Below are 25,288 nucleotides of genomic sequence, written 5' to 3' on the forward strand. Positions count from 1 at the left end.
GTTCCCATGCCGAACACGGAAGTTAAGCGTCTCAGCGCCGAAAGTAGTTGGGGGATCTCCCCCTGTGAGGATAGGACGTTGCCAGGCAAACGGTGGTTCTGGAGCATTCGCTCAAGGGCCGCCGTTTTTTCTTATCATCGATTCAGTTTAGTGGAAGAGAGGACGTAAGAAATGGCTAAGAAGATCAAAGTATATGTCGAACCAAATGAAACGGTCAGCGAATGTTTAGATCGAATCAACGAAATGGGTTATCGTCCTATACGCCGCATTGAAAAGCCCGTCTTTGAGCAAACGGGAGCCAAAGATGAACCTGTCCATTCCCATCAATCGATTTTATTTGAATGCGTCTCTAAAGAATCCTAATGCCAAGCCGTCACACGACTCTGTGTGACGGCTTTTTTTATGTCTCAAAATGAATGCTCACGCTCAAAGCATCGATCTCCAAGCGTATCCAATAAAGTTTGAGCACGTTTCTCTATCTTTATAGGAAGGTTTTCTTTACTAAAGTACTCAAGAGCCAAACTTTCACCATCTTCCATGACGAGTTCTCCACGTACTCCTTTTGCTTGGTATAAATGAATGACACCGTATGTCTCGTCTCCGTTCGGATATTTAAAGTAACCGTCTGGACCGGAAAAGACTTGGATTAATTCAAATTGCTCAGCGAGAAGCCCAGTTTCTTCTTTCAATTCTCGTGCAGCGACTTCTTCCAATGTTTCCCCGAGTTCCATCGATCCTCCTGGTAAACCCCAATCAAGTGTATCCGATCGGAATTGCATCAGTACCTCTTGCTTTTGATTAATGACCAAAATGGTCGCTCCTACACTGATGATTGGGCGATTTCCAATCACTTCACGTAGACCTGCGATATAACTCATCTAACTCCCCCTTTTTCAATAGCATATATTATCAGAGAAACTTGCGCCGATAATATCAAAAAAGCGAACGATAAATATTCAGACAATTAAAATGTTCGCAGTTTATTGACATGTTTTCAAAGAACAAGGTACGATAGGCGTGTGAGATAGGAAAAATAAATAGTGCTCCATATAATCGCAAGGAAATGGCTTGCAAGTTTCTACCTGATCACCGACTCTGATCAGACTATGGGGTGTAGCTGACGTGTATTTGTCATGCCTATACCCTAAACTGATTGCTCGGTTTAGGGATTTCTTTTTGTAAGGGGGACATTTGGAATGAACGCAGTGGTTGGAGTAATTATGGGTAGTTCATCTGATTGGGAGACGATGAAACATACTTGTGACTTGTTAGATGAGTTACAGATTCCATACGAGAAACAAGTTGTCTCAGCTCATCGAACACCAGACCTTATGTTCGAATATGCGGAAGAGGCACGAAGTAGAGGCATTCAAGTTATTATCGCTGGTGCTGGTGGCGCAGCTCATCTTCCTGGAATGGTGGCTGCTAAAACGACACTCCCTGTCATCGGTGTCCCAGTTCAGTCCAAAGCACTCAATGGAATGGATTCACTACTATCAATCGTTCAGATGCCTGCGGGAGTGCCAGTAGCAACTGTGGCAATCGGGAAGGCTGGCGCGACGAACGCGGGACTACTCGCTGCTCAAATTCTAAGTATTCACTCCAAAGATATCACGCAGCGACTTGAATCGTTTCGGGAGAAAAAACAAGAGGTGGCTATGCGAGGAACGGAGGAGTTAGTCTAATGAGAATCGGAATCTTAGGCGGAGGACAGCTTGGGCGAATGATGTCTCTTAGTGCAAGTGCAATGGGATACACGACACTTTGTCTAGACCCAAACCCACATGCACCGACTGCTCAAGTGGCGGATTCAATCGTTGCTTCATTTGATGATGTTGATGCCGCAAAGAAACTTGCTGACCGTTCAGACGTTGTAACGTATGAATTCGAGAATATTGACACAGAAATGATTGCAGCGATTGAAGAGAAATGTCCACAAGGAATGGATGTATTGAAAGCGACGCAGCATCGTACTTTAGAAAAACAAATGATTGAGTCAGCTGGTTTACGAGTCGCACCTTATGTTTCAGTCCGTACCGTTCGAGATGTTCAGGTGGCGAAAGAGAAACTTGGGTTGCCATTTGTCGTCAAAACGTGTCGCTTTGGTTATGACGGAAAAGGACAGACGGTCATTCGGACGGAACAAGATGTTCAGGCATTCATTGAACAGTTCACCGAGCAAGAATATGTCGCTGAAGCTTGGTTGCCTTTTGAAAAAGAAATCTCGGTCATTGTGACACGAGGAGAAGAAGAAACGTCAACGTTCCCAATTAGTGAAAATATTCATCATAACAACATTCTACATCTATCGATCGTACCAGCTCGTGTGGCTGATGAGATTCAAGAAGATGCGAGACACCTTGCGCTTCAGCTTGCTGACCATATCGGATTAATGGGAACACTCGCTGTCGAGCTGTTTGTCATGTCAGATGGTCGCCTTTACGTAAACGAACTCGCACCACGTCCCCATAATTCTGGGCACTATACGATTGATGCTTGTGAAACCTCACAATTTGAACAACACATTCGAGCCGTGACGGGAATGCGTCTCGGACGGACAACATTGAAAACGCCTGTCGTGATGGTCAATCTTCTCGGCGAGCATATGCAACGACTCAATGTCAAAGCATTGCCTTCGAATGTTAAACTACATCTGTATGGAAAAGATGAAGCGAAGACAGGTCGCAAAATGGGACACTTGAATGTTCTCGGTGACACGGTCGAGGATGCGCTTCATACCATCGAACAACTGGCAATTTGGAAGGAGACCGTTTTATGATTTCACGCTACACCCGCCCAGAGATGGCGAACATTTGGACTGATCAAAACAAGTTCGAGGCTTGGCTAAAAGTTGAACTTTACGCTTGTGAGGCTTGGAGTGAACTTGGGATTATCCCGAAAGAAGATGTACAGGTCCTTTGGAACAAAGCATCGTTTGATGTTGACCGTATTTTAGAAATTGAACAAGAGACGCGTCACGATGTGATTGCGTTCACGCGTGCGGTCTCCGAGACACTCGGAGAAGAGAAAAAGTGGGTACACTACGGATTGACGTCGACGGATGTCGTCGATACGGCGCTCTCGTACTTAATCAAGCAGGCGAATGATATTTTAGAAGCCGATTTAAATCGCTTCATCGGCATTCTTGCAGAAAAAGCAAAAGCACATAAATATGACATCATGATGGGACGTACACACGGTGTACATGCGGAACCGACGACGTTCGGCTTGAAGCTCGCCCTTTGGTATGAAGAAATGAAACGCAACAAAAAACGTTTCATGGCAGCACGCGAAACGATTGAGTTTGGGAAAATGAGTGGAGCCGTTGGGACATTCGCAAATATTGACCCGTTCATCGAGTCATATGTATGTGACAAGCTCGGTATTCAAGCTGCACCAATCTCGACACAGACGCTCCAACGCGACCGCCATGCCGAGTATATGTCGACGCTCGCATTGATCGCGACATCGATTGAAAAGATGGCAACAGAGATTCGTGGTCTTCAAAAAACAGAGACACGCGAAGTGGAAGAGTTTTTCGCAAAAGGACAAAAAGGATCGTCGGCGATGCCGCATAAACGGAATCCAATCGGTTCTGAAAACATGACAGGTCTTGCACGTGTGATTCGCGGTCATATGGTGACGGCTTACGAAAATGTTCCGCTCTGGCATGAACGTGACATCTCGCACTCATCGGCAGAACGCATCATCATCCCGGACGCGACGATTCTTCTCAACTATATGTTGAATCGCTTCGGTAATATTGTGAAGAATTTGACGGTGTTCCCAGAGAATATGCGTCGTAACATGGACCGTACGTTTGGAATCATCTTCTCACAACGTATTCTACTCGGTCTCATCGAGAAAGGCTGGTCGCGCGAGGCTGCATATGACGCGGTTCAACCGAAGGCGATGCAGGCATGGGAAGAAGAAACAATGTTCCGGACATTGATTGAAGAGGACAAAGAAATGGGCGCACTCTTTACGAGTGAAGAGCTCGATGAGTTGTTCGACCCGCGTTATCATGTACGCCGTGTCGATACGATTTTTGAACGCTGTGGTTTGTAATCGTTGAGGGGCGATATGCCCCTCTCACTTTTAAGGGGGACGGTTCAGATGAAAGCAATTTATGAAGGCAAAGCGAAAGCGTTATTTGAGACAGAAGAAGCGGGTGTGCTTCGCGTATATTACAAAGATGATGCAACGGCATTCAATGGAGAGAAGAAAGAGTCGATTGATGGAAAAGGGATTCTCAACAACGCCATCACGACCCAGTTGTTCGAATTGATGCATGACAACAAGATTCCGACGCACTTTATCAAACGAATCTCAGAGCGGGAACAGTTAGTCCGCCGTGTCGACATCATTCCGTTAGAAGTAGTCGTTCGAAACGTAGCGGCCGGTAGTCTGGCGAAACGACTCGGTTGGGAAGAAGGGACGCCGCTCCTCGCACCGATTGTCGAGTTCTACTATAAAGATGATGCCCTTGGGGATCCGTTGCTTACAGAAGACCATATCCGTTTGTTGCAAGTCGCTACACATAAAGAAGTCGAAACATTGCGACAACTAGGTCTTTGGGTAAACGATGTATTGCTCGATTTCTTCGGCCAACATGGCATTGACGTGATTGATTTCAAACTAGAGTTTGGAAAAGTAGACGGAACGATCATCTTAGCGGATGAGATTTCACCAGATACATGCCGCTTGTGGGACAAAGAGACGAAACAAAAGCTCGATAAAGATGTATTTCGTCGCGATTTAGGTTCTTTGACTGAGACGTATGGACAATTGTTAACACGCATAGGGGGAAACGGACAATGAAAAAAGTAAACGTGTATGTGACATTACGTGAAAGTGTACTCGACCCACAAGGAGTTGCCGTGAAAGGTGGACTCGAACATCTTGGATTCGCTGGGATTGAGTCGGTCCGCATCGGGAAGGTCATTGAGCTTCAAGTTGCTGACGAGACAACAGAAGACATGGTCAAAGAAATGTGTGAGAAGTTACTCGTCAACACGGTCATTGAGAATTATGAGATCGAGATGGGGGTACTTGCATGAAGTTCGCGGTCATCGTCTTTCCAGGATCAAACTGTGACCTCGACATGTACCATGCGGTAAAAGACGTGCTCGGGGAAGAAGCGGAATACGTGTTCCATACAGAAACATCACTTGAAGGATTCGATGGGGTCCTCTTACCAGGTGGCTTCTCATATGGCGATTACTTGCGCTGTGGGTCGATTGCTCAATTTTCACCGATTATGGCTGAGGTGAAGCGTTTCGCAGAAGAAGGACGTCCGGTTCTTGGGGTATGTAACGGATTCCAAGTACTCGTTGAAGCAGGGTTACTTCCAGGTGTATTGATGCGAAACCGTGATTTGAAATTCATGTGTAAGACAGTCGAACTCGTCGTCGAAAATAATGAGACGATGTTCACTAGTGATTATGCGGCACAGGAAACGATTCGGGTCCCAATCGCACACGGTGAGGGCAACTACTACTGTGACGAGGAAACACTTGAGACATTGAAGGCAAAAGGTCAGATCGCGTTCACCTATAAAGAGAATCCGAACGGGTCGGTCGAAAATATCGCTGGTATCACTAACGAGGCAGGAAATGTACTCGGCATGATGCCACACCCGGAGCGTGCGGTCGAAGCGCTACTAGGTGGGGAAGACGGTAAACGGTTATTCACGTCAATCGTAAAATGGGGGGCACGACATGTTACTTACAACTGAACCGACAGCTACACAAATCCGTGATGAAAAGATCTATGCCACGATGGGATTATCAGACGACGAATATGCACTCGTCGTCTCACTACTTGGTCGAGAGCCAAACTATACAGAAATCGGTCTCTTCTCGGTCATGTGGTCTGAACACTGTTCGTACAAAAACTCGAAACCTGTGCTCCGGAAGTTTCCTACAACCGGTAAGCACGTTTTACAAGGACCGGGAGAAGGGGCAGGAATTGTCGATATCGGAGACGGTCAAGCTGTCGCCTTTAAAATCGAGAGTCATAACCACCCGTCAGCCATCGAACCTTATCAAGGTGCAGCGACTGGGGTGGGTGGAATCATCCGCGATATCTTCTCGATGGGCGCCCGTCCGATTGCATTATTGAACTCGCTCCGTTTCGGAGATTTGAACGAATCACGTGTGAAACATTTATTCGGTCATGTCGTATCGGGCATCGCCGGTTATGGAAACTGTGTCGGCATCCCGACTGTCGGCGGTGAAGTCGCATTTGACCCGGCTTACTCAGGAAATCCTCTCGTCAACGCGATGTGTGTCGGTTTCATCCGGCATGAAGATATTCAAAAAGGAATCGCAGAAGGTGTCGGGAACTCGGTCATGTATGTCGGTGCGACGACAGGACGCGACGGAATCCATGGTGCCACGTTCGCTTCTGAAGAACTCGGGGAAGACGCAGACGAGAAACGTCCAGCCGTACAAGTCGGAGACCCGTTCATGGAGAAGTTATTGATTGAAGCGTGTCTCGAAGTCATCAAGCACCCAGCGCTCGTCGGGATTCAAGACATGGGGGCAGCCGGATTGACATCTTCTTCAGCGGAGATGGCCTCAAAAGCTGGCATGGGGATCGAGATGAACTTGGACCTCGTCCCGCAACGTGAGACAGGCATGACGCCTTACGAGATGATGTTATCGGAATCGCAAGAACGGATGCTTCTCGTTGTCAAAGCCGGACATGAAGCCGAGATTGAAGCGATTGTGACGAAGTGGGGACTTCACGCGATCAAGGTAGGAGAAGTCATCGAGGAGAAAGTGCTTCGCCTCGTTCACCAAGGAGAAGTCGCAGCCGAAGTACCGGTCGACGCGCTCGCCGAAGACGCTCCTGTCTATCATAAACCGTCAAAAGTACCCGCATATTACGAAGCGTTCCAGGCGATGAAACCAATTACGCCGGTCGTCAACGACGTGATGACGACATGGAAAGACGTCCTTGCGATGCCGAGTATCGCTTCGAAACGTTGGGTGTATGAGCAATACGACCATATGGTACAAACATCGACAGTCGTCGCACCAGGCAGTGATGCCGCGGTCATTCGCATCCGTGAGACGGAGAAATCGCTCGCGATGACGACAGACTGTAACGCAAAGTACGTCTATCTCGATCCTCGGGTCGGTGGGGCAATCGCTGTCGCTGAGGCGGCTCGAAACATCGTCGCAAGTGGCGCAGAACCACTCGCCTTGACGGACTGCCTCAACTTCGGAAGCCCAGATAAACCGGAAGGATTCTGGCAACTCGACCAAGCCGTTGAAGGGATGGCGGAAGCGTGCCGTACGCTTGATACGCCTGTCATTGGTGGGAACGTATCGTTGTACAACGAATCGAACGGACAAGCGATCTATCCGACACCGGTCGTCGGAATGGTCGGACTCATTGAGAAACCGGAACACATTACGACATCGTTCGCGAAACAAGCAGGAGACGTCGTCTTCTTACTCGGTGAGACGAAAGCAGAATTCGGTGGAAGCGCCCTTCAAATGCTCCAAGATGGAAAAGTGAGCGGTCATGCACCGACACTCGATCTTCAGGAAGAGCAAATGACGCAAAAGGCATTGCTTCAAGCGATTCGTAAAGGTCTTGTCACGGCGGCACACGATGTGTCAGAAGGCGGTCTTGCGGCAGCGTTACCGGAACTTGTTTTCGGAACCGAGTTCGGTGTTGACGTCACAATCGATACAGATCTCGTCACTGCGCTATTCAGTGAATCACAGTCACGCTTCCTCGTGACGGTCGATCAAGCGCAAGCTGAGGCATTCGCGAGTATGACGAACGGAACAGCAATCGGAACGGTCACAGAAGCGGCAACCGTTGTCGTTCGTGCGAGTGACCGTTTGATTGAAATGGATGTGCAAGAGTTGGAACGTGTATGGGAAGGAGCTATTCCATGTTATATGACATCCGAGGCATGAATGAGGAATGTGGAGTCTTCGGTGTGTTCGGTCACATCGAAGCTTCACACCTCGCCTATTACGGACTTCACAGTTTGCAACACCGTGGTCAAGAAGGAACGGGAATCGTAACGGCGGATGGAGAACGTCTCCATGCGAAGCGCGGACTCGGTCTCGTCACCGAGGTGTTTGATGAGACGTCACTTGACGCACTCACGGGGAATCATGCGATTGGTCACGTGCGTTACTCGACAGCGGGAGGTAACACGCTAGAGAACGTTCAGCCACTTCATTTCAAATCGTTAACAGGTGATTTGGCGATGGCACATAACGGAAATCTCGTGAACGCGACAGAGTTAAAACATATGCTCGAAGCGGAAGGTGCCATCTTCCAGACGACGTCTGACACGGAAGTTGTAGCTCATTTGATTAAGAGAAGTCGTGGCAATTCGTTGAAAGAACGGATCGCGGATAGTTTGGCTCGCCTCGTAGGAGCGTTCGCTTTCTTGTTTTTGACGGAAGACGCGCTTTACGTCGGAGTCGACGTACATGGATTACGTCCTTTGTCACTCGGACAGACAGAAGACGGTGCATACGTCTTCGCATCGGAGACATGTGCGTTTGATGTCGTCGGAGCAACGTACGTCCGAGATGTCGAACCAGGGGAACTACTCATGATCACGAGTGAAGGCATCACATCCGAACGCTTCAGTGAAGCGGCAGTTCGTGCGATGTGTTCGATGGAATACATCTACTTCTCACGACCAGACTCGATCATCGATGGCATCAACGTGCATACGGCGCGTAAAGCCATGGGGAAAAAGATGTTCGAAGAAGCGCCGGTCGAAGCAGATGTCGTCACGGGTGTACCAGACTCGAGTATTTCCGCGGCAATCGGTTACGCCGAAGCGAGCGGAATCCCATACGAGATGGGACTCATTAAGAATCGTTATGTCGGACGGACATTCATTCAACCTTCTCAGGAATTACGGGAGCGCGGCGTGAAGATGAAACTGTCGGCGTTACGCGGTGTCGTGAATGGGAAGCGGGTCATCATGGTCGATGATTCCATCGTCCGAGGAACGACGAGCCGCCGAATCGTTACCTTGCTTCGAGAGGCAGGCGCGACGGAAGTGCATGTGCGCATCACGTCACCGCCAATCAAGCATCCATGCTATTACGGAATCGATACATCAACGAAGGAAGAGTTAATTGCGGCAACCAAATCCGTTGAAGAAATCAGAGAAGAGATTGGTGCCGATTCACTAGCGTTCCTCACATTAGATGGAACGGTCGAAGCCATCGATCGTCCATTCGAAGGAGCGTTACGCGGGCAGTGTGCTGCATGCTTCACGGGACTTTATCCGACTGAACTTGCAGAACTCGTGACAGAGACAAAGGCTTAAGGGGGAAAACCGATGAGCGTTCGATATGAACAAGCGGGTGTGAATTTAGAAGCAGGATACGAAGCCGTATCCCGTATGAAACGTCACGTCGCTCGGACGATGCGTCCGGAAGTGATGACAGGTCTCGGTAGTTTCGGGGCGATGATTGACCTCGGCTCGATGAACATGAAACATCCGATTCTCGTGAGTGGGACGGATGGGGTCGGAACGAAGCTGAAGTTGGCTTTCGCACTCGACCAACATGACACGATTGGAATTGATTGCGTCGCCATGTGTGTGAATGATTGCCTCGTTCATGGAGCGGAACCGCTTTACTTCCTCGACTATATCGCGACAGGAAAAGCAGAGCCGGCTAAACTCGAGCGCATCGTCGCCGGTGTCGCCGAAGGTTGTGTCCAAGCAGGCTGCGCCCTTGTCGGTGGCGAAACGGCTGAGATGCCAGGTATGTATCCGGATGGAGAGTACGACATCGCCGGATTTGCGGTCGGGGTCGTTGAAAAGGATAACCTGTTAGACGGTTCGAAGATTCAAGTAGGAGACATTGTACTCGGACTCGCTTCTTCAGGTGTTCATTCAAACGGGTTCTCCCTCGTCCGACATATCGTCGACGCGCAACACCTCCAATACACGGATGAGATTGCGATGCTCGACACGACACTTGGGAACGCCTTACTTCTTCCGACACGAATTTATGCCGAAGCGGCGAAAGCAGCGATTTCGACAGGGAAAGTACAAGGGATGGCACATATTACAGGCGGTGGCTTTTATGAGAATGTCCCTCGCATGTTGCCGGAAGGGCTCGGAATTACGTTCGATGCATCCAATTGGCCAAGCCTTCCTGTATTCGACTGGCTCGAACAAGTCGGAAACATCTCGAAACAGGAAATGTTCAACGTCTTCAATATGGGAATCGGTTATATGATTACGGTACGTCCTGAAGATGTAGAAGTGGTCGAAGCGGCGCTCGAACGTGTCGGTGAGACAGCGCATCGAATTGGGAAAGTCGAGAGTCGTCCGGGAATCCGAATCTCAGGAGTCGACCAATGAAGCGATTTGCCATCTTTGCGTCAGGATCGGGGAGTAACGCTGAAGCCATTTGGAAGACGATTGCCGATGGACAATTATCAGCCGAATGCGTGTTGCTTGTGACGGACAAACCAGAAGCGACGGTTCTCGATCGTGCGGAGCGTTATAACATCCCTAGCTTTTCTTTTACGCCGAAAACATATTCTTCCAAAGAGGAGTTCGAGGAAGAAATCCTCGTTCTTCTCGATTCACTTCAAGTAGACTATATTGTGTTGGCGGGGTATATGCGCCTAATCGGAAATGTGTTACTATCCGCATATCCGAACCGAATCATTAACATTCATCCCTCGCTCTTACCTGCGTTTCCGGGGAAAGACGCGATCGGTCAGGCACTTGACGCTAAGGTGCCTACGAGTGGCGTGACGGTTCATTATGTGGATGCGGGGATGGACACAGGTCCCATCATCGCACAAGCGACTGTAGAGATTGAAGGATGCGATCGTACTGAGGCGACACGACGCATTCAAGCGATTGAACATCAACTGTATCCGCGCGTATTACAACAAGTGTTGAATCAACAGGAGGTTTTCAAGTGAGAGCATTATTAAGTGTTTCTGATAAAACAGGGATTGTGGAATTAGCAAAAGTCTTGCATGAGGCGGGCATTGAACTCATCTCGACAGGAGGAACCGAGGCGGCACTCCAACAAGCCGGTTTACCAGTCAAAAACATCTCTGAAGTGACATCGTTTCCCGAGATGTTAGACGGTCGTGTCAAGACGTTGCACCCACTCGTTCACGGTGGATTGCTCGGGCGTCGCGACCTCGAGACGCATGTCGCACAAATGAAAGACCATGATATCGAGCCAATTGATTACGTGGTCGTCAACCTCTATCCATTTAAAGAGACGATTGCAAAAGAGAACACGACTTATGAAGAAGCCATTGAAAACATCGATATCGGTGGACCGAGCATGTTGCGTTCGGCTGCGAAAAACCATGCGAGCGTCACGGTCGTCGTCGACCCAAGTGACTATACACTCGTTGCAGATGAGGTACGTGGAGGCGGCACATCGTTTGAGACACGTCAACGTCTTGCTACGAAAGCATTCCGTCATACGGCTGCTTACGATGCGTTAATTGCCGACTATTTAGGTCGCCAAATCGGGGAAACCTTCCCAGAACAGTTGACGGTCACGTATGAAAAAGTTCAAGACCTTCGCTATGGGGAGAATCCGCATCAACAAGCAGCGTTCTATAAGACGCCTTTATATGACGGGATGACACTTGCGAATGCAACACAGCTTCACGGGAAAGAACTTTCGTATAACAACATTCAAGATACGAACGCGGCGCTTGAAGCACTCAGTGAATTGAACGAGCCGGCTGCCGTCGTCGTCAAACATATGAACCCGTGTGGTGTCGCAGTCGGACGGACGATTCACCAGGCGTTCGAACGTGCACATGCGGCCGACCCGGTTTCTATTTTTGGCGGGATTGTGGCCCTGAACCGCGAAGTCGATTTAGAAACGGCAGACGCCCTTCACAACATCTTTTTAGAGATCATCATTGCGCCATCCTTTAGTGAGGCAGCACTTGAACGATTGAAAGAGAAGAAGAATCTTCGCTTGTTAACGTTGGATATGGGACAAATGACAGGGATGCGCTTAACGGCTGTCGCTGGAGGATTGCTCGTCCAAGATGGGGATGACATGACGCTCGACGACGCCGCGTGCCAAATCGTGACGGACCGTCGCCCGACTGCATCCGAATGGGAAGATTTGAAACTCGCATGGCGTGTCGTCAAACACGTGAAGTCGAACGCCATTGTCGTAGCGAAAGATGAGACGACGATTGGAATCGGAGCAGGGCAGATGAACCGTGTCGGAGCTGCAAAAATCGCTTTCGAACAAGCGGGTGAACGTGCGACAGGTGCAGCGCTTGGAAGTGACGCGTTCTTCCCAATGGCAGACACGGTCGAAGCGGCAGCAGCGGCAGGTATTACAGCCATCATCCAACCAGGTGGGTCAATCCGCGATGCCGAATCGATTGAAGCGGCAAATCGTCATGGGATCACGATGGTATTCACATCCGTCAGACATTTCAAACACTGAGAGGGGTTCGCGTCATGAACGTAATGGTCATCGGTCGAGGAGGACGCGAGCATGCGCTCGCATGGAAATTAAAACAAGACGGACATCACGTCTTCGTTGCACCAGGTAATGACTTTATGGAGGGCATGACGTCTGTGTCGATCAATGAGACGGACGTCGAGGCGCTCGCTCAGTTTGCAGAAGAGATGGACATCGAGTGGACGATTGTCGGACCGGAATCTTCCTTGATGGCAGGGGTCGTCGATACGTTCCGTGCCAAAGGACTGAACATCTTCGGACCGACGAAAGAAGCGGCCTTGCTCGAAGGAAGCAAGGCGTTCGCAAAAGAGGTCATGATGGAGGCGGGCATCCCGACAGCGGCGTATGAGGCGTTTACGGACGCAGAGTCGGCGCTCACCTATATTCAGAAGCTTGGGGCACCGCTCGTCGTCAAGGCGGATGGACTAGCTGCTGGGAAAGGTGTCACGGTCGCATTCACGGTGGAAGAGGCGGAATCGGCTGTACGTGATATTTTCACGACGGATAAATTCGGACAACAATCACAGGTCGTCATCGAAGAGTTCCTTGATGGGGAAGAGTTTTCACTCATGGCATTCGTCTCGGGAGAGCGTGTCATTCCGATGATTACGTCTCAGGATCATAAACGTGCTTATGACGGTGACCAGGGACCGAATACTGGCGGTATGGGTGCTTACAGCCCGATGCCGCATCTATCAGAGCATGTATACGAAGAAGCGGTGAAGACGGTGTTAGAACCGCTCGCTCAAACAATGGTCAAACGAGGGACGGCGTTTGAGGGATTCTTGTATGCTGGTCTCATCTTGACATCGACTGGTCCAAAAGTGATCGAATTCAATGCGCGCTTTGGTGACCCGGAAACGGAAGTCATCTTACCGAATTTGACATCACCACTCCTTGATGTGATTCAAGCGGTCGTCCGTCAAGAAACGTATCCGATTGAATGGATTGATGGGTATACGATGGGTGTCGTCATCGCAGCGAAGGGTTATCCGGATCGACCTGTCACAGGGCAAGTGTTGTCTGGGTTTGAGGCGCTCCCGAAGGACGTTCTCGTCTTTCATGCGGGGACTGTACAACAGGAAGGTCAAGTCATTGGGAACGGTGGCCGCTTGCTCGTCGTTACCGCGACGAAACCGACGTTACTTGAAGCGAAGACAGCCGTATATGAAGCGATTGAACAACTCGATTTGCCGAAGACGTTCCATCGAACGGACATCGGGTCGCGAGCGTTTACACAGATTATTTAAAGGATGGGTCAACCCATCCTTTTTTTCATGCGAAAAAAAGGAAATCCCGATATCCTGTTCTACAATATTAAAGTAGTTTGTAGAAAGAGGGTGGTCGACCTGCGTGTTCAAACAAAATTATTCATTGCGATTGCCGTTAACATCGTACTCTTCATTGGTGTCATTCTGTTTGTCATCAAACCGTATTTTGTAGAAAAGAGCATTGAGCAGGATCAGGCGATGACCCGCGATCAAATCGAGAGCGTGTCAGAAGTGTTCGCCAATCATCGAAGCACACTCGAACGCATACTTGTCGACTGGTCGGTTTGGACGAACGCTTACGATTTCGTACAAAACAAAAACGATGCCTTTATCGAAAATAATATGGGGGAAGAAACGCTCGACAATTTAGGAGTCGGGGCGATGATTTTCCTCGACCAAAATCGAGAGGTTGTCTACTCCGAATTCAATCAATTTTATGAATTGGACAATATAGAAGAAAAGAATGTTTTCCTGAACGAACTGGTGCGATACATCAACTCGTCTGGAGTCACACAAAGTGCGGTATATGGTACCGACTATGGTCCCGTCGTTTTCATGAGCCATCCGATTGTGAAAAGTGATGGAACAGGCGAGCCGGGAGGGACGCTTGTCCTGATTCAAAAAATTGGTCCGGACTTCATGGCGGCTTTAAGTGTACAGGCAAAAACGAAATTATCCATCAGTCCGCTTTCGCATCAACGGTTAACGATTGAACAAGACAATCAGTTTGCCCGTGTCTCTTTACCACTGCAGTCGGTCTATCAAGATGCGAACTGGGAAGTCAATTTCTCAGTGAAGCGTACGTACTACACCAACACGCAGACGATGCTTGAAACAGGCATGCTCGGGCTATTGGTCCTCGGTATTGGTCTGTTGTTGACATTGTTTTGGACCGTGAACCAAATCATCACGAAACGATTAATGGCCATCGTCAAAGAATTGAAGTGGATTACGAAAGAGCGAAATAGTCGTTTACGAATTCGCTTAAACCCGAGCCAGCGGGATGAAATCGAAGAGATGGCCATCAGTATGAACGAAGTGCTCGATGCGCTGGAACAGACACAGAAAGAGTCGTTGACGCGTGCCTTTCGAGATTCCTTGACACGTCTTCCGAACCGTTTGGCCGTCGAAGACATGTTTATGAATTTACCGGATACTTCCCGTTCGATCGGGGTGATGGGGATTGACCTCGATAACTTCCGACGGATTAACGACCAGTTCGGTCAACGGACAGGTGATGCGATGCTGACCTTCTTTGCATCTCGGTTAATGTTTTACAAAGAGGAAGGTTTTGTTGCGCGGATTGGGGCCGATGAGTTTATTATGATTCATCCCGGATGGGCGACCGAAGAGTTACTGATTGTTGCGAATCAATTGGTGAAGGATTTGAGAGAATGGGGTTTGAAGCAAGGAATGAATCATCTGACATTAAGTATCGGAATCGATGAGTTGGAACCGTCCCATCATTCATACGAGATCATGATGGCGCGTCTCGACGTCGTCTTACACGAAGTCAAGGCATCAGGGAAAGACAACATCCTTACGTATCAGGACATTGAGGATGGAAGCCATTACTTGCAGGCACTCGAGATGGAGCGAGATTTACGATATGCGCTTCGTCACGATGAATTTGAACTGTACTATCAACCAATCGTTTCCCCGAAACCGTTTCAAGTGCGAGGGGTGGAGGCATTGATTCGTTGGAATCACCCTCAAAAAGGTTTCGTTTCACCGGGCATTTTTATTCCCGTCGCAGAACAACTCGGACTCATCTCAGATGTGGGGAGATGGGTACTCGTCCGAGCCATCACAGAGATTCAAGACTATGCGGAACGCTTTGATTTATTTTTGTCTGTCAATGTATCGAAACGTCAGATTTTAGATGGATCGTTTTTAGAGGCGTTGGAAGAAACGCTCGCCACAACGAGCTTTCCGCCTCATCGATTGCATGTAGAAATCACAGAGAGCGAAGTCGGTGGGAATGTATATGAACTTCAACAGTTCATTCATGCGTTGAAGACAATCGGTGTCAAAATATCACTTGATGATTTTGGTGTCGGCACGTCATCGCTATCTTACCTTCAGTCCCTACGTCTCGATATCATTAAAATTGACCAGAACTTCGTCAAAGGGATTCCGGAGAATAAGTTTGATCGTGCGTTGTTAGAAGGGTTATACCAAACGTTCCATACCCTCGGCCTCGATATCGTTACGGAAGGGGTCGAACGACCAGAACAATTAGCATTCGTATTAGAATATAGTGGTTCGCTCATCCAAGGATATCATTACAGTAAACCGATTCCGATGGAACAGTTGCATCACTATTTACGCAAAACGGTGATCACTCAAATTTGACGTAGGCGACTCTTCATGCGAAGAGCCGCCTTTTTTGTGAAAAATATATGTGAAATTTGTTACAATAGGGAACATAACTTGCGACCCTTTCAGAGAAAAGGTAAACTTGAAACAGGTAAAGAAAACGCTTTCAAAACTATTTCTTAATAGCATTGAAAGGGAAAAGGGAGGATTGGGTTCGATGCCAACAAAAAGAACGGCGCGGGCACCGTGGTCTAAAGTGATGATTCGTTCGCAACTTGAAGTCGTAGATCGAGTACGACCACCTTCGCTCGTCTTACAAAACGCGACCTATTTGAACGTATACGTGAAACAATGGAAAACGGCGAACATTTGGATTGAGGGAGACCGTATCGTATATGTCGGTCCAGATCTACCAGAATCGGCGGTCGAGACGGTCGATGTGTCAGGAAAGTATATTGTACCTGGTTATATCGAGCCTCACGCTCATCCATTTCAATTATACAATCCGGCGACGTTGTCTAAGTACGCAGGAGAGCGCGGAACGACGACGCTCGTCAACGACAACATGCTTCTTTTTTTACAAGAAAAAGAGCAAGCGTTTGCGCAGCTTGAGGCGATTCAACAGTTGCCAACAAGCACGTATTGGTGGGCAAGACTCGACACGCAGACCGAGCTCGATCGTGAGAGTGTCGCCGTCGATTCAGAACGGGTTCACGAATGGTTCAATCATCCTGACGTCGTGATGGCCGGTGAGCTGACAGCGTGGCCACGCGCCTTGAAGGGCGATGATGAGATGCTTCAGTGGATGCTTGACGCAGAGACATGCGGTTTACCGGTCGAAGGGCACTTTCCGGGTGCCTCACCAAAGACATTGACTAAAATGGCGTTGATGGGTGTTCACAGCGACCATGAGGCGATGACAGCGGAAGAGGCGCTTAGCCGACTCGAACTGGGCTACACGACGACACTTCGTCATTCTTCGATTCGACCGGACCTAACGGGAATGATTCGTGACCTGCTCGCGAACGGATTAACCGCATTCGATCATCTCATGGTGACGACGGACGGTTCGACCCCTGGCTTTTATGAAGACGGGATGCAGGACGCTCTCGTTCGCATCTTAATGGAAGAAGGGTTACCTGCGATCGAAGCGTATCGGATTGTGTCTCACAATGTAGCGCGTCATTTCGATCTCGATCATATTCTCGGTTCGATTGCTCCAGGTCGTATCGCCCATCTGAACATTCTTGACGCAATCGAGGAACCACGCCCGTCGGCTGTCATCGCGAAAGGGCAATGGATTTTCCGAGATGGTGTGTCTCTGTTCCCGAACGAATTGGTGGAAGCGGTACTCGATAAGATGCCGTCAACAGACGTTTCGATTGAATTGACACCACAAGATTTGTCGTTCAGTATGCCTGTCGGTCTCGATATGGTCAACTCGGTCATCATGAAACTGTTTAAAATCAAGCACGATACAGGGCAAGACGAATTGCCGCGCGATGAGGATGAATCGTTCTTGATGTTACTTGATAAAGAAGGAAAGTGGCGATTGAACACGGTTCTGAAAGGATTTGCGAAAGACTTCGGCGGTCTCGTCAGTTCGTACTCAATTAGTGGAGACTATTTGATTTTAGGAAAATGTAAACAGGATATGTTACAGGCATTTGAACGGATGAACGAACTCGGAGGAGGAATTGTCCTTGTCGACAAAGGAGAAATCGTTGCTGAAATTCCGTTACCGCTTTGCGGCATGACCTCGACAGAGCCGCTCGAGACGCTCATCGGTCAAGAGAAACAACTACGTGAAGAGCTTGTGTCACGAGGGTATCAGTTCGAAGATCCGATTTACACGTTGCTGTTTTTAGCATCCACACACTTGCCGTACGTTCGGGCGACTCCACTCGGTATTTATGAAGTGATGAAAAAACAAGTACTATTTCCTGCGATTTTGCGATGAATAGTTGAGTCCGAGCCGCCCCTGCTTTAGAATGATAAAGAAGTATGAGTAGAGAGGATGCTTGCGGATGCAACTCGATAAATTACGAGGTCGAGAGCTTGATCAATTGTTTGAGGCAATTTTGAAGCTCGATACGCTCGAAGACTGTTATCAATTATTTGAAGATTTAGCGACTGTCAATGAAATTCAGGCACTTGCGCAACGACTAGAAGTGGCGCGTCAAATACGTGAAGGCAATACGTATCATAAAATTGAGGACGCAACGGGTGCCTCAACGGCTACGATTTCTCGTGTGAAACGTTGCTTGAACTATGGGACAGGCGGATACGATCTCGCTCTTGAACGTCTACAACAAACAAAAGGTGACTCGTAAGAGTCATCTTGTTTTTGATGGAGGGGAGGGGCGAGATGCAACAAAAATTCATGAAGCGGAACTTACAATTGTTCTTTCGAAATTTAACACCAGTCCAAACACTCGTGTTAATCTATAGCGCGGCAGCCGTTTTATCCGTGTTGCTCCTCGCCTTACCGATCGCCCATAAACCAGGTGTGACGATTACGTTTACGGACCTCGTCTTCTTTGCGGTGAGTTGTGTCAGTGTCACCGGACTCACACCGATCGTGGTCACCGATACGTTTTCGACGTTTGGTTTATTTATTATCTTGTTCATCGTTCAGGTGAGCGGGGTCGGGTTGATCAGTTTGCATGTCATCATGTGGATTTTGCTCGGGAAACGAATTGGATTTCGGGAACGACAACTGATTTTACGTGACCAAAACCAGACATCGATGTCGGGGATTGTCAAATACATCACGGAAATCGTGATTACCGTTATCGCAATCGAGGCGGTTGGTGCCGTCTTACTCGGTGTCCATTACTTAAATTATTTCGATACCGCCGGGGAATCCTTCTTGCAAGGGTTATTCGGGTCGGTCAGTGCGACGACGAACGCCGGTTTTGATATTACCGGTAGCTCGCTCGCGCCATTCCGTGAAGACCCATTTGTCATCTTCACGCAAATTGCGCTCATGACCGGTGGTGCCATCGGATTCCCCGTTCTTGTAGAGATTCGGACCTATTTGGTGAGTCGCATCACGCGGAAACGTCATACGTTCCCGAGTCGATTCTCTTTGTTCACGAAATTGACGGTCTCGACATTCTTTATTTTAATTGCTGTCGGAACGGTCGGCTTGTTCATTTTTGAGTACAACAATGCATTTAAAGACTTGCCGCTTTGGCTATCTCTCTCGGATTCATTGTTCCAATCGGTGACGACACGTAACGGTGGATTATCGACGGTCGATGTCAACTTGTTTTCAGAAGCGAGCATGCTGCTCTTATCAATCCTCATGTTTATCGGAGCTTCCCCATCGTCTGTCGGTGGGGGGATTCGGACGACAACATTTGCCGTGGCCGTTCTCGGTGTCGTCGCGTTTATTCGTGGTGACTCGTCGATTAAAATTTTCGGTCGTGAGATTGTTCTCGAGGATATTTGGAAAGCATTCGTCATCATTACGGTGTCGCTTGCTGTCTTATTATCTGGGGTCATGGTCATGGCTTATTTCGAAGATGCCTCATTGACACGAATCTTATTTGAGGCATGTTCCGCGTTCGGGACGACAGGACTCTCTGTTGGCCTCTCTTCTGAATTCAGTAACGTCGGAAAATGGGTGCTGACGATTCTCATGTTCATCGGTCGAATCGGGGTCATTGCCTTTATTCTCATCTTGCAACGGAGACAACCGAAGCGGATGTATAACTATCCGAAAGAATCAATCATCTTAGGATAAGGAGATCGTCATATGAAAGCATTTTGGATTAACTTTGGATATGTTTTTATCGTTCCGGTCCTTCCGTTCATCGCGGTCGTCAATGGAACGGCGCTCTGTTCGCCAGACTCACCATTACTCGATATTCCAGTGCTCGGATTCTTTTTAGCGAATCCGCTCTGGTTTGTCCCGGTATATGCACTATTCGCATTGCTAGTTGCGAAATGGTTAACGGATCGGGAACGGAATCGTACGGCACGCTCGTGACTTGCTTCGGCAAGTCTTTTTTTAATGGAGAGATGCACGCGATGCAAAAAATCGATACACTAGAGAAGGATTCGATGGGAGGGAACAAGTTGAAATTTCAGTCATGGCGACATGTGTTTAAATTAGATCCGAATAAGCATCTCGACGAGGAGGCGCTCCATGCGCTCATTCACTCGGGCACCGACGCTTTTTTGATTGGTGGGACGGACGGGGTCAATGCGGAGAATACATTCGCACTTTTTGCGAGAGTCCGGGATGCCGGATTACCGGTCGCCCTTGAAATCAGTCAACCGAGCCAGGTCATCGATGGCTTCGATCACTACTTTGTACCGACCGTGCTTAACGCCGGAACGCCGGAATGGATTGTCGGACACCATGCGCGTGCATTTGAGCGCTACGGTCATTTCTTTGATTCACGTCATGTCACGGCACAAGGCTATCTCGTCTTGAATCCAGACGCGAAAGTGGCGCACGTGACGGAATCAAGATGCGACTTGTCGCTAGAAGAAGCCGTGGCATATGCCGAAGTCGGACATCATTTGTTCCGACTCCCGTCACTTTATATCGAATACAGCGGACGACTCGGCGATGTCGACGTCTTGAAAGAAATTCGATTGGCGTTACCACAGGCGCACCTTTTTTACGGAGGTGGCATCGATGGGGCGGAATCGGCTCAGTTGATGGGAGCGTACGCCGATACGATTGTCGTCGGCAATATCATTTATGAAGACTTAGCGGGAGCACTTGCGACTGTGCAAGCACTCCGATAAAATAAGAACAAACGTTTGGAACAAGGAAGGAAACGATTATGTATAATCTTAGCGAAGAATTAGTCAAAGGCATGAACCCGGAACAAGCGGAAGCGGTCAAGCACACGGATGGTCCTCTGTTGATCATGGCGGGTGCGGGGTCTGGTAAAACCCGTGTCTTGACACATCGTGTCGCCTATTTGATGGCGGCAAAGCAAGTGGCACCGTGGAACATTTTAGCAATCACGTTCACGAACAAGGCAGCACGCGAGATGAAAGACCGGATAGCGCGCCTCGTCGGTGGAGTCGCCGAAGACATTTGGATTTCCACATTCCACTCGATGTGTGTCCGTATTTTACGACGCGATATCGATCGCATTCGATATGACCGAAGCTTTTCGATTTTAGACGCCTCGGACCAATTGACGGCAATCAAACAAGTGTTGAAAGAGTTGAACCTCGACCCGAAAAAGTATGAACCGCGTACACTTCTCGGGATGATTTCAAATCATAAGAACGAGTTGCGCACGGCAAAGGACGCAGCGGCTCTTGTCGGCAACAACCCATATGAACGAATCATCTCTGACGTCTACACGGCGTATGAGAAAAAGTTGAAACAGAACAACGTACTCGACTTTGATGACTTGATCATGAAGGCAATCCATTTATTCCAAGAGGCGCCGGACGTCTTGGCGTTTTATCAAAAGAAATTCAAATACATTCACGTCGATGAGTATCAAGATACGAACCGGGCACAGTACACGCTCGTCAAACTTCTCGCACAAGCACACGAGAACTTATGTGTCGTCGGGGACTCGGATCAGTCGATTTATCGTTGGCGCGGTGCCGATATCGCCAACATCTTGACGTTCGAGAAAGACTATCCGAGCGCTCACGTCATCTTGCTCGAACAGAACTATCGTTCGACGAAGCGAATTTTGGAAGCGGCGAACGGCGTGATTCAGAACAACGCTTCCCGTAAAGATAAAAACTTGTGGACTGAGAACGATGAAGGAGAGAAACTCTTACTCCACGTCGCCTCCGATGACCGTGACGAGGCGTTCTTCATCATGAACCAGATGAAGGAACTGAAGATGGAAGGGATGGACTACGGTCAGATGGCGGTCCTGTATCGGACGAACGCCCAGTCACGTGGTCTCGAGGAGATGCTCCTTAAATCCAACATCCCGTATAAAATGGTCGGCGGGACGAAGTTCTATGAGCGAAAAGAAATCAAGGACGTCTTGGCGTACTTGCGCTTGATCGCCAACCCGGACGAGGACATCTCATTCGTTCGAGTCGTCAATGAACCGAAACGAGGCATCGGAGCCGCAACAATCGACAAACTAGGAGACTTTGCGGATATGCAGGGTGTCTCACTCATGGATGCGATTCGTGACATCGAACTGTCTGGGATTGCACCGCGTACGGCGACGAAGCTCGCAGATTTCCGTCAGATGATGATGGACTTACGACAAATGGCAGACTATCTCTCGATTTCAGAGCTCGTCGAAGAAGTATTGAAGAAGACGGGTTATGAAGAGATGCTCAAGATTGAGAAGACGCTCGAAGCAGAAAGTCGACTTGAGAACTTACAAGAGTTCCTGTCAGTCGCTCAAAACTTTGAAAAAGAAAGCGATGAACAGTCACTCGTCGCCTTCCTCACTGATTTGACGCTCGTGTCCGACCTCGATTCACTTGATGAAGTCGACGAGTCGCATCAAGTCACGTTGATGACGTTGCACTCGGCCAAAGGACTCGAATTCCCGGTCGTCTTCTTAATCGGGATGGAAGAAGGTCTATTCCCACATAGCCGTGCATTAAACGATGAAGAAGAGATGGAAGAAGAACGTCGCCTCGCATACGTTGGGATCACGCGGGCCGAGAAACGTCTCTATTTGACACGTGCTCAGTCGCGGATGTTGTACGGTCGTTTCCAAAACAACCCGGAGTCAAGGTTCTTGCATGAATTGCCAGAAACGTTGTTAGAACGGTCCGGTAAGGCGAGAAAGCCGATGCCGTGGAACCCGGTTGAATCACCAGGGAAGTTGCCGGTGAACGGCTTTAGCTCAAAACCGAAGCCGAAGCTCGCTCAATCTTCAGGCGCCGAAACGGTCGGCTGGAACGTTGGTGACAAAGCGAATCATAAAAAGTGGGGACAAGGGACAGTCGTCCAAACGCGTGGAGAAGGCGACCAACTCGAAGTCGACATCGCATTCCCAGAAGTCGGCATCAAGCGTCTATTGGCTAAATTTGCCCCAATCGAAAAAGCATGAGGTGAAGATATGGAGATGGCAGAACGTGTAGAAGAGCTTCGCAAAACGTTAAACCAATATGGTTATGAATATTATGTGCTCGATCGGCCGAGTGTACCGGATTCAGAGTACGACCGTTTGATGAACGAGCTGATTCAAATCGAAACAGACTATCCAGAACTTCGGACTCCGGACTCCCCGACACAACGCGTCGGAGGAGCCCCGCTCGACGCGTTCGTCAAAGTGACGCATGACACACCGATGCTTTCACTCGGGAACGTCTTTTCAAAAGAAGAGCTTGCAGAGTGGGTGGAGCGAATCGAGAAAGACCTTGGCTACACACCGACATTCGTAGCTGAACTAAAATTTGATGGGCTCGCCGTCTCTTTGAAATACGAAGACGGTCGTCTCGTTCGAGGCGCGACGCGCGGGGACGGTACGATAGGTGAAGACATCACGCAAAACTTGAAGACGATTCGCGCTATTCCGCTTCGTCTCCAAGAGGATGTGACGTTTGAGGTGCGGGGTGAGGCGTATATGCCGAAGCGTTCGTTCGAACAATTGAATGATGAACGGGAACGACTCGGTGAGCCATTGTTCGCCAACCCGAGAAACGCAGCGGCCGGTTCACTCCGACAGCTCGACTCTAAAATTGCCGCATCGAGAAATTTGGCTTTCTTCGCCTACGGTTTGGTGTCACAAGACGATCTCGTCGCGTCACACGATGAGTCACTCGCTTATTTGAAACGCCTTGGCGTCGCCGTAAGCGGGGACTATACGACATGTAAGACGGCAGATGAACTTTGGGACTATATCGAAACATATGTGACGAAGCGTAGTGAACTCCCGTACGAAATCGACGGAATCGTCATTAAAGTGGCTGGATACGAAGAACAAGAACAACTCGGCTTCACAGCGAAAAGTCCACGCTGGGCCGTCGCGTATAAGTTCCCGGCAGAAGAAGTCGTGACGACAATTGAAGACGTCGATTTCAGTGTCGGTCGCACTGGGAAGGTCACACCGCGGGCACGGTTCGCTCCGGTATCTGTGGCAGGATCAACGGTAACGTATGCGACACTTCACAATGAAGATTTTATAAAAGAAAAAGACCTTCATATCGGTGACCGAGTCGTCATTAAAAAAGCTGGGGATGTCATTCCGGCTGTCGTATCAGCACTTGCTAGTGAACGAAGCGGGGAAGAACGAGCAATCGAATTCCCAACCCATTGCCCTGCGTGTGGGTCCGAATTGATCCGATTAGAGGGTGAGGCCGATCATCGCTGTGTCAATCCGGAGTGTCCGGCTCAACTGCTCGAAGGGCTAATCCATTTCGTCTCACGACAAGCGATGAATATCGACGGACTCGGTGAAAAAGTGATTACGCAACTCCATGAAGCAGGACTCGTCCATAACGTGGCCGACTTGTATCGTCTGAACCGAGACGATTTACTTGGACTCGAGCGTATGGGTGAGACGTCGGTGACGAACTTGCTCTCGGCAATTGAACAGTCGAAACAAAATTCGCTCGAACGTGTGCTCTTCGCCCTCGGCATCCGTCTCGTCGGACAAAAAGCAGCTTCGTTGATTGCAGAGCGGTTCGAGACGATGGAAGCCATCATCGATGCAACGGTCGAAGAACTGACGTCGATTGATGGAATCGGGACGAAGATGGCCGAGTCAATCGTTCTTTACTTTGAAAAACCAGAAGCACGTGAACTCGTCAGTGAACTAGCAGAATCGGGTGTGAACTTGTCTTTCAAAGGAACAAAACGCCCAACGGCTGAAGGGGCACCCCTTTCTGGTAAAACTGTCGTATTGACCGGGAAATTACATGAGATGACGCGGGGGGAGGCAGGGAAGCAGCTTGAACTCCTCGGCGCGAGTGTGACGGGAAGTGTGAGTAAAAATACAGACTTACTTGTCGCCGGTGAAAAGGCTGGTTCGAAGCTGACGAAAGCTGAATCGTTAGGCATCGAAGTATGGGATGAGGTAAAGCTTCTCGATTTTTTAAGTGAACATGCATAAGACGTTTCGCTACGGCGAACGTCTTTTTTGTCGTGTCGTATTGTAAAAAATTATGAGATTGAACAGGTTCGCACAAGCGTTCGGAGGGTATAGATTAACTAAATCAAAATGCTAATATATTTTTGCGGGAGAACCCTTTGACACCATGACTTTCACACACACATCCCCTCATTCCTCTACGTGGTGAAAT

Annotated in this window: 22 protein-coding genes, 1 rRNA gene and 1 riboswitch; of the genes, 22 read left to right on the forward strand and 1 reads right to left on the reverse strand. The window is 48.9% G+C overall.

From position 1 onward, the window contains the following. Positions 1-87, forward strand: a 5S ribosomal RNA gene (gene rrf / locus KNO87_RS12440); the annotation flags it as partial. A gap of 84 nt (positions 88-171) precedes the next feature. After that, complete coding sequence (locus KNO87_RS12445; protein WP_015880702.1) at positions 172-363, forward strand: NETI motif-containing protein; 192 nt, start codon at positions 172-174, stop codon at positions 361-363. Between the two features lie 44 nt (positions 364-407). Here KNO87_RS12445 and KNO87_RS12450 read toward each other — a convergent pair whose 3' ends face one another. After that, complete coding sequence (locus KNO87_RS12450; RefSeq protein WP_214796210.1) at positions 408-878, reverse strand: NUDIX hydrolase; 471 nt, start codon at positions 876-878, stop codon at positions 408-410. Between the two features lie 147 nt (positions 879-1,025). Then, positions 1,026-1,127: riboswitch (purine riboswitch) on the forward strand. A 69-nt stretch (positions 1,128-1,196) separates the two neighbouring features. Here KNO87_RS12450 and purE point away from each other — a divergent pair. From purE to ligA, 20 genes are all read left to right on the forward strand, one after another. Further along, complete coding sequence (gene purE / locus KNO87_RS12455) at positions 1,197-1,685, forward strand: 5-(carboxyamino)imidazole ribonucleotide mutase (protein WP_214796212.1); 489 nt, start codon at positions 1,197-1,199, stop codon at positions 1,683-1,685. After that, positions 1,685-2,779 carry a 5-(carboxyamino)imidazole ribonucleotide synthase gene (gene purK, locus KNO87_RS12460; protein ID WP_214796213.1) on the forward strand — a complete coding sequence of 365 codons (1,095 nt, stop codon included), beginning with the start codon at positions 1,685-1,687 and terminating at the stop codon, positions 2,777-2,779. Before purE ends, purK begins: the two co-directional genes overlap by 1 nt. Beyond that, complete coding sequence (gene purB / locus KNO87_RS12465; RefSeq protein ID WP_214796215.1) at positions 2,776-4,068, forward strand: adenylosuccinate lyase; 1,293 nt, start codon at positions 2,776-2,778, stop codon at positions 4,066-4,068. The genes purK and purB overlap by 4 nt, the downstream gene beginning before the upstream one ends. 48 nt (positions 4,069-4,116) lie before the next feature. Then, positions 4,117-4,821 (forward strand): phosphoribosylaminoimidazolesuccinocarboxamide synthase, encoded by a 705-nt coding sequence (gene purC, locus KNO87_RS12470; RefSeq protein ID WP_147536348.1) that lies wholly within the window; start codon positions 4,117-4,119, stop codon positions 4,819-4,821. Then, the gene (gene purS / locus KNO87_RS12475; protein WP_074032936.1) at positions 4,818-5,060 is read left to right on the forward strand and encodes a phosphoribosylformylglycinamidine synthase subunit PurS; all 243 of its coding nucleotides are present in this window, start codon (positions 4,818-4,820) and stop codon (positions 5,058-5,060) included. Before purC ends, purS begins: the two co-directional genes overlap by 4 nt. After that, positions 5,057-5,737, forward strand: coding sequence for a phosphoribosylformylglycinamidine synthase subunit PurQ (gene purQ / locus KNO87_RS12480; RefSeq protein WP_214796217.1), 681 nt, complete (start codon positions 5,057-5,059; stop codon positions 5,735-5,737). The genes purS and purQ overlap by 4 nt, the downstream gene beginning before the upstream one ends. Then, entirely contained in the window at positions 5,721-7,940 is a 2,220-nt protein-coding gene (purL, locus tag KNO87_RS12485) for a phosphoribosylformylglycinamidine synthase subunit PurL (RefSeq protein ID WP_214796219.1), read from the forward strand. The genes purQ and purL overlap by 17 nt, the downstream gene beginning before the upstream one ends. Beyond that, positions 7,916-9,325: an amidophosphoribosyltransferase gene (gene purF / locus KNO87_RS12490; RefSeq protein ID WP_214796221.1), complete on the forward strand. Its 1,410-nt coding sequence runs from the start codon at positions 7,916-7,918 to the stop codon at positions 9,323-9,325. The genes purL and purF overlap by 25 nt, the downstream gene beginning before the upstream one ends. Before the next feature lie 12 nt (positions 9,326-9,337). Further along, positions 9,338-10,372 carry a phosphoribosylformylglycinamidine cyclo-ligase gene (gene purM / locus KNO87_RS12495; protein WP_214796226.1) on the forward strand — a complete coding sequence of 345 codons (1,035 nt, stop codon included), beginning with the start codon at positions 9,338-9,340 and terminating at the stop codon, positions 10,370-10,372. Next, the gene (purN, locus tag KNO87_RS12500) at positions 10,369-10,947 is read left to right on the forward strand and encodes a phosphoribosylglycinamide formyltransferase (RefSeq protein ID WP_214796228.1); all 579 of its coding nucleotides are present in this window, start codon (positions 10,369-10,371) and stop codon (positions 10,945-10,947) included. The genes purM and purN overlap by 4 nt, the downstream gene beginning before the upstream one ends. Next, complete coding sequence (gene purH, locus KNO87_RS12505; RefSeq protein ID WP_214796230.1) at positions 10,944-12,464, forward strand: bifunctional phosphoribosylaminoimidazolecarboxamide formyltransferase/IMP cyclohydrolase; 1,521 nt, start codon at positions 10,944-10,946, stop codon at positions 12,462-12,464. The genes purN and purH overlap by 4 nt, the downstream gene beginning before the upstream one ends. A gap of 14 nt (positions 12,465-12,478) precedes the next feature. Continuing rightward, the gene (gene purD / locus KNO87_RS12510; RefSeq protein WP_214796232.1) at positions 12,479-13,732 is read left to right on the forward strand and encodes a phosphoribosylamine--glycine ligase; all 1,254 of its coding nucleotides are present in this window, start codon (positions 12,479-12,481) and stop codon (positions 13,730-13,732) included. A 90-nt stretch (positions 13,733-13,822) separates the two neighbouring features. Beyond that, on the forward strand, positions 13,823-16,108 hold the full coding sequence (locus KNO87_RS12515) for a bifunctional diguanylate cyclase/phosphodiesterase (protein WP_214796234.1): 2,286 nt from the start codon (positions 13,823-13,825) through the stop codon (positions 16,106-16,108). Between the two features lie 181 nt (positions 16,109-16,289). Beyond that, positions 16,290-18,032: an adenine deaminase C-terminal domain-containing protein gene (locus tag KNO87_RS12520; protein ID WP_214796236.1), complete on the forward strand. Its 1,743-nt coding sequence runs from the start codon at positions 16,290-16,292 to the stop codon at positions 18,030-18,032. Between the two features lie 67 nt (positions 18,033-18,099). Further along, positions 18,100-18,405, forward strand: coding sequence for a YerC/YecD family TrpR-related protein (locus tag KNO87_RS12525; protein ID WP_026826878.1), 306 nt, complete (start codon positions 18,100-18,102; stop codon positions 18,403-18,405). Between the two features lie 35 nt (positions 18,406-18,440). Beyond that, positions 18,441-19,823 (forward strand): TrkH family potassium uptake protein, encoded by a 1,383-nt coding sequence (locus tag KNO87_RS12530; protein ID WP_214796238.1) that lies wholly within the window; start codon positions 18,441-18,443, stop codon positions 19,821-19,823. A 12-nt stretch (positions 19,824-19,835) separates the two neighbouring features. After that, on the forward strand, positions 19,836-20,069 hold the full coding sequence (locus tag KNO87_RS12535) for a hypothetical protein (protein ID WP_214790791.1): 234 nt from the start codon (positions 19,836-19,838) through the stop codon (positions 20,067-20,069). A gap of 89 nt (positions 20,070-20,158) precedes the next feature. After that, a complete protein-coding gene (pcrB, locus tag KNO87_RS12540; protein ID WP_214796240.1) occupies positions 20,159-20,839 on the forward strand; it encodes a heptaprenylglyceryl phosphate synthase in 681 nt (226 codons plus the stop codon). A 38-nt stretch (positions 20,840-20,877) separates the two neighbouring features. Continuing rightward, a complete protein-coding gene (pcrA, locus tag KNO87_RS12545) occupies positions 20,878-23,094 on the forward strand; it encodes a DNA helicase PcrA (protein ID WP_214796242.1) in 2,217 nt (738 codons plus the stop codon). 9 nt (positions 23,095-23,103) lie between these two features. Then, the gene (gene ligA, locus KNO87_RS12550; protein WP_214796244.1) at positions 23,104-25,098 is read left to right on the forward strand and encodes an NAD-dependent DNA ligase LigA; all 1,995 of its coding nucleotides are present in this window, start codon (positions 23,104-23,106) and stop codon (positions 25,096-25,098) included. The last annotated feature ends 190 nt before the right edge of the window (positions 25,099-25,288 follow it).

Origin of the sequence: Exiguobacterium sp. s34, from assembly GCF_018617435.1 — a bacterium.
In the GTDB taxonomy this organism is placed as follows: domain Bacteria; phylum Bacillota; class Bacilli; order Exiguobacteriales; family Exiguobacteriaceae; genus Exiguobacterium; species Exiguobacterium aestuarii.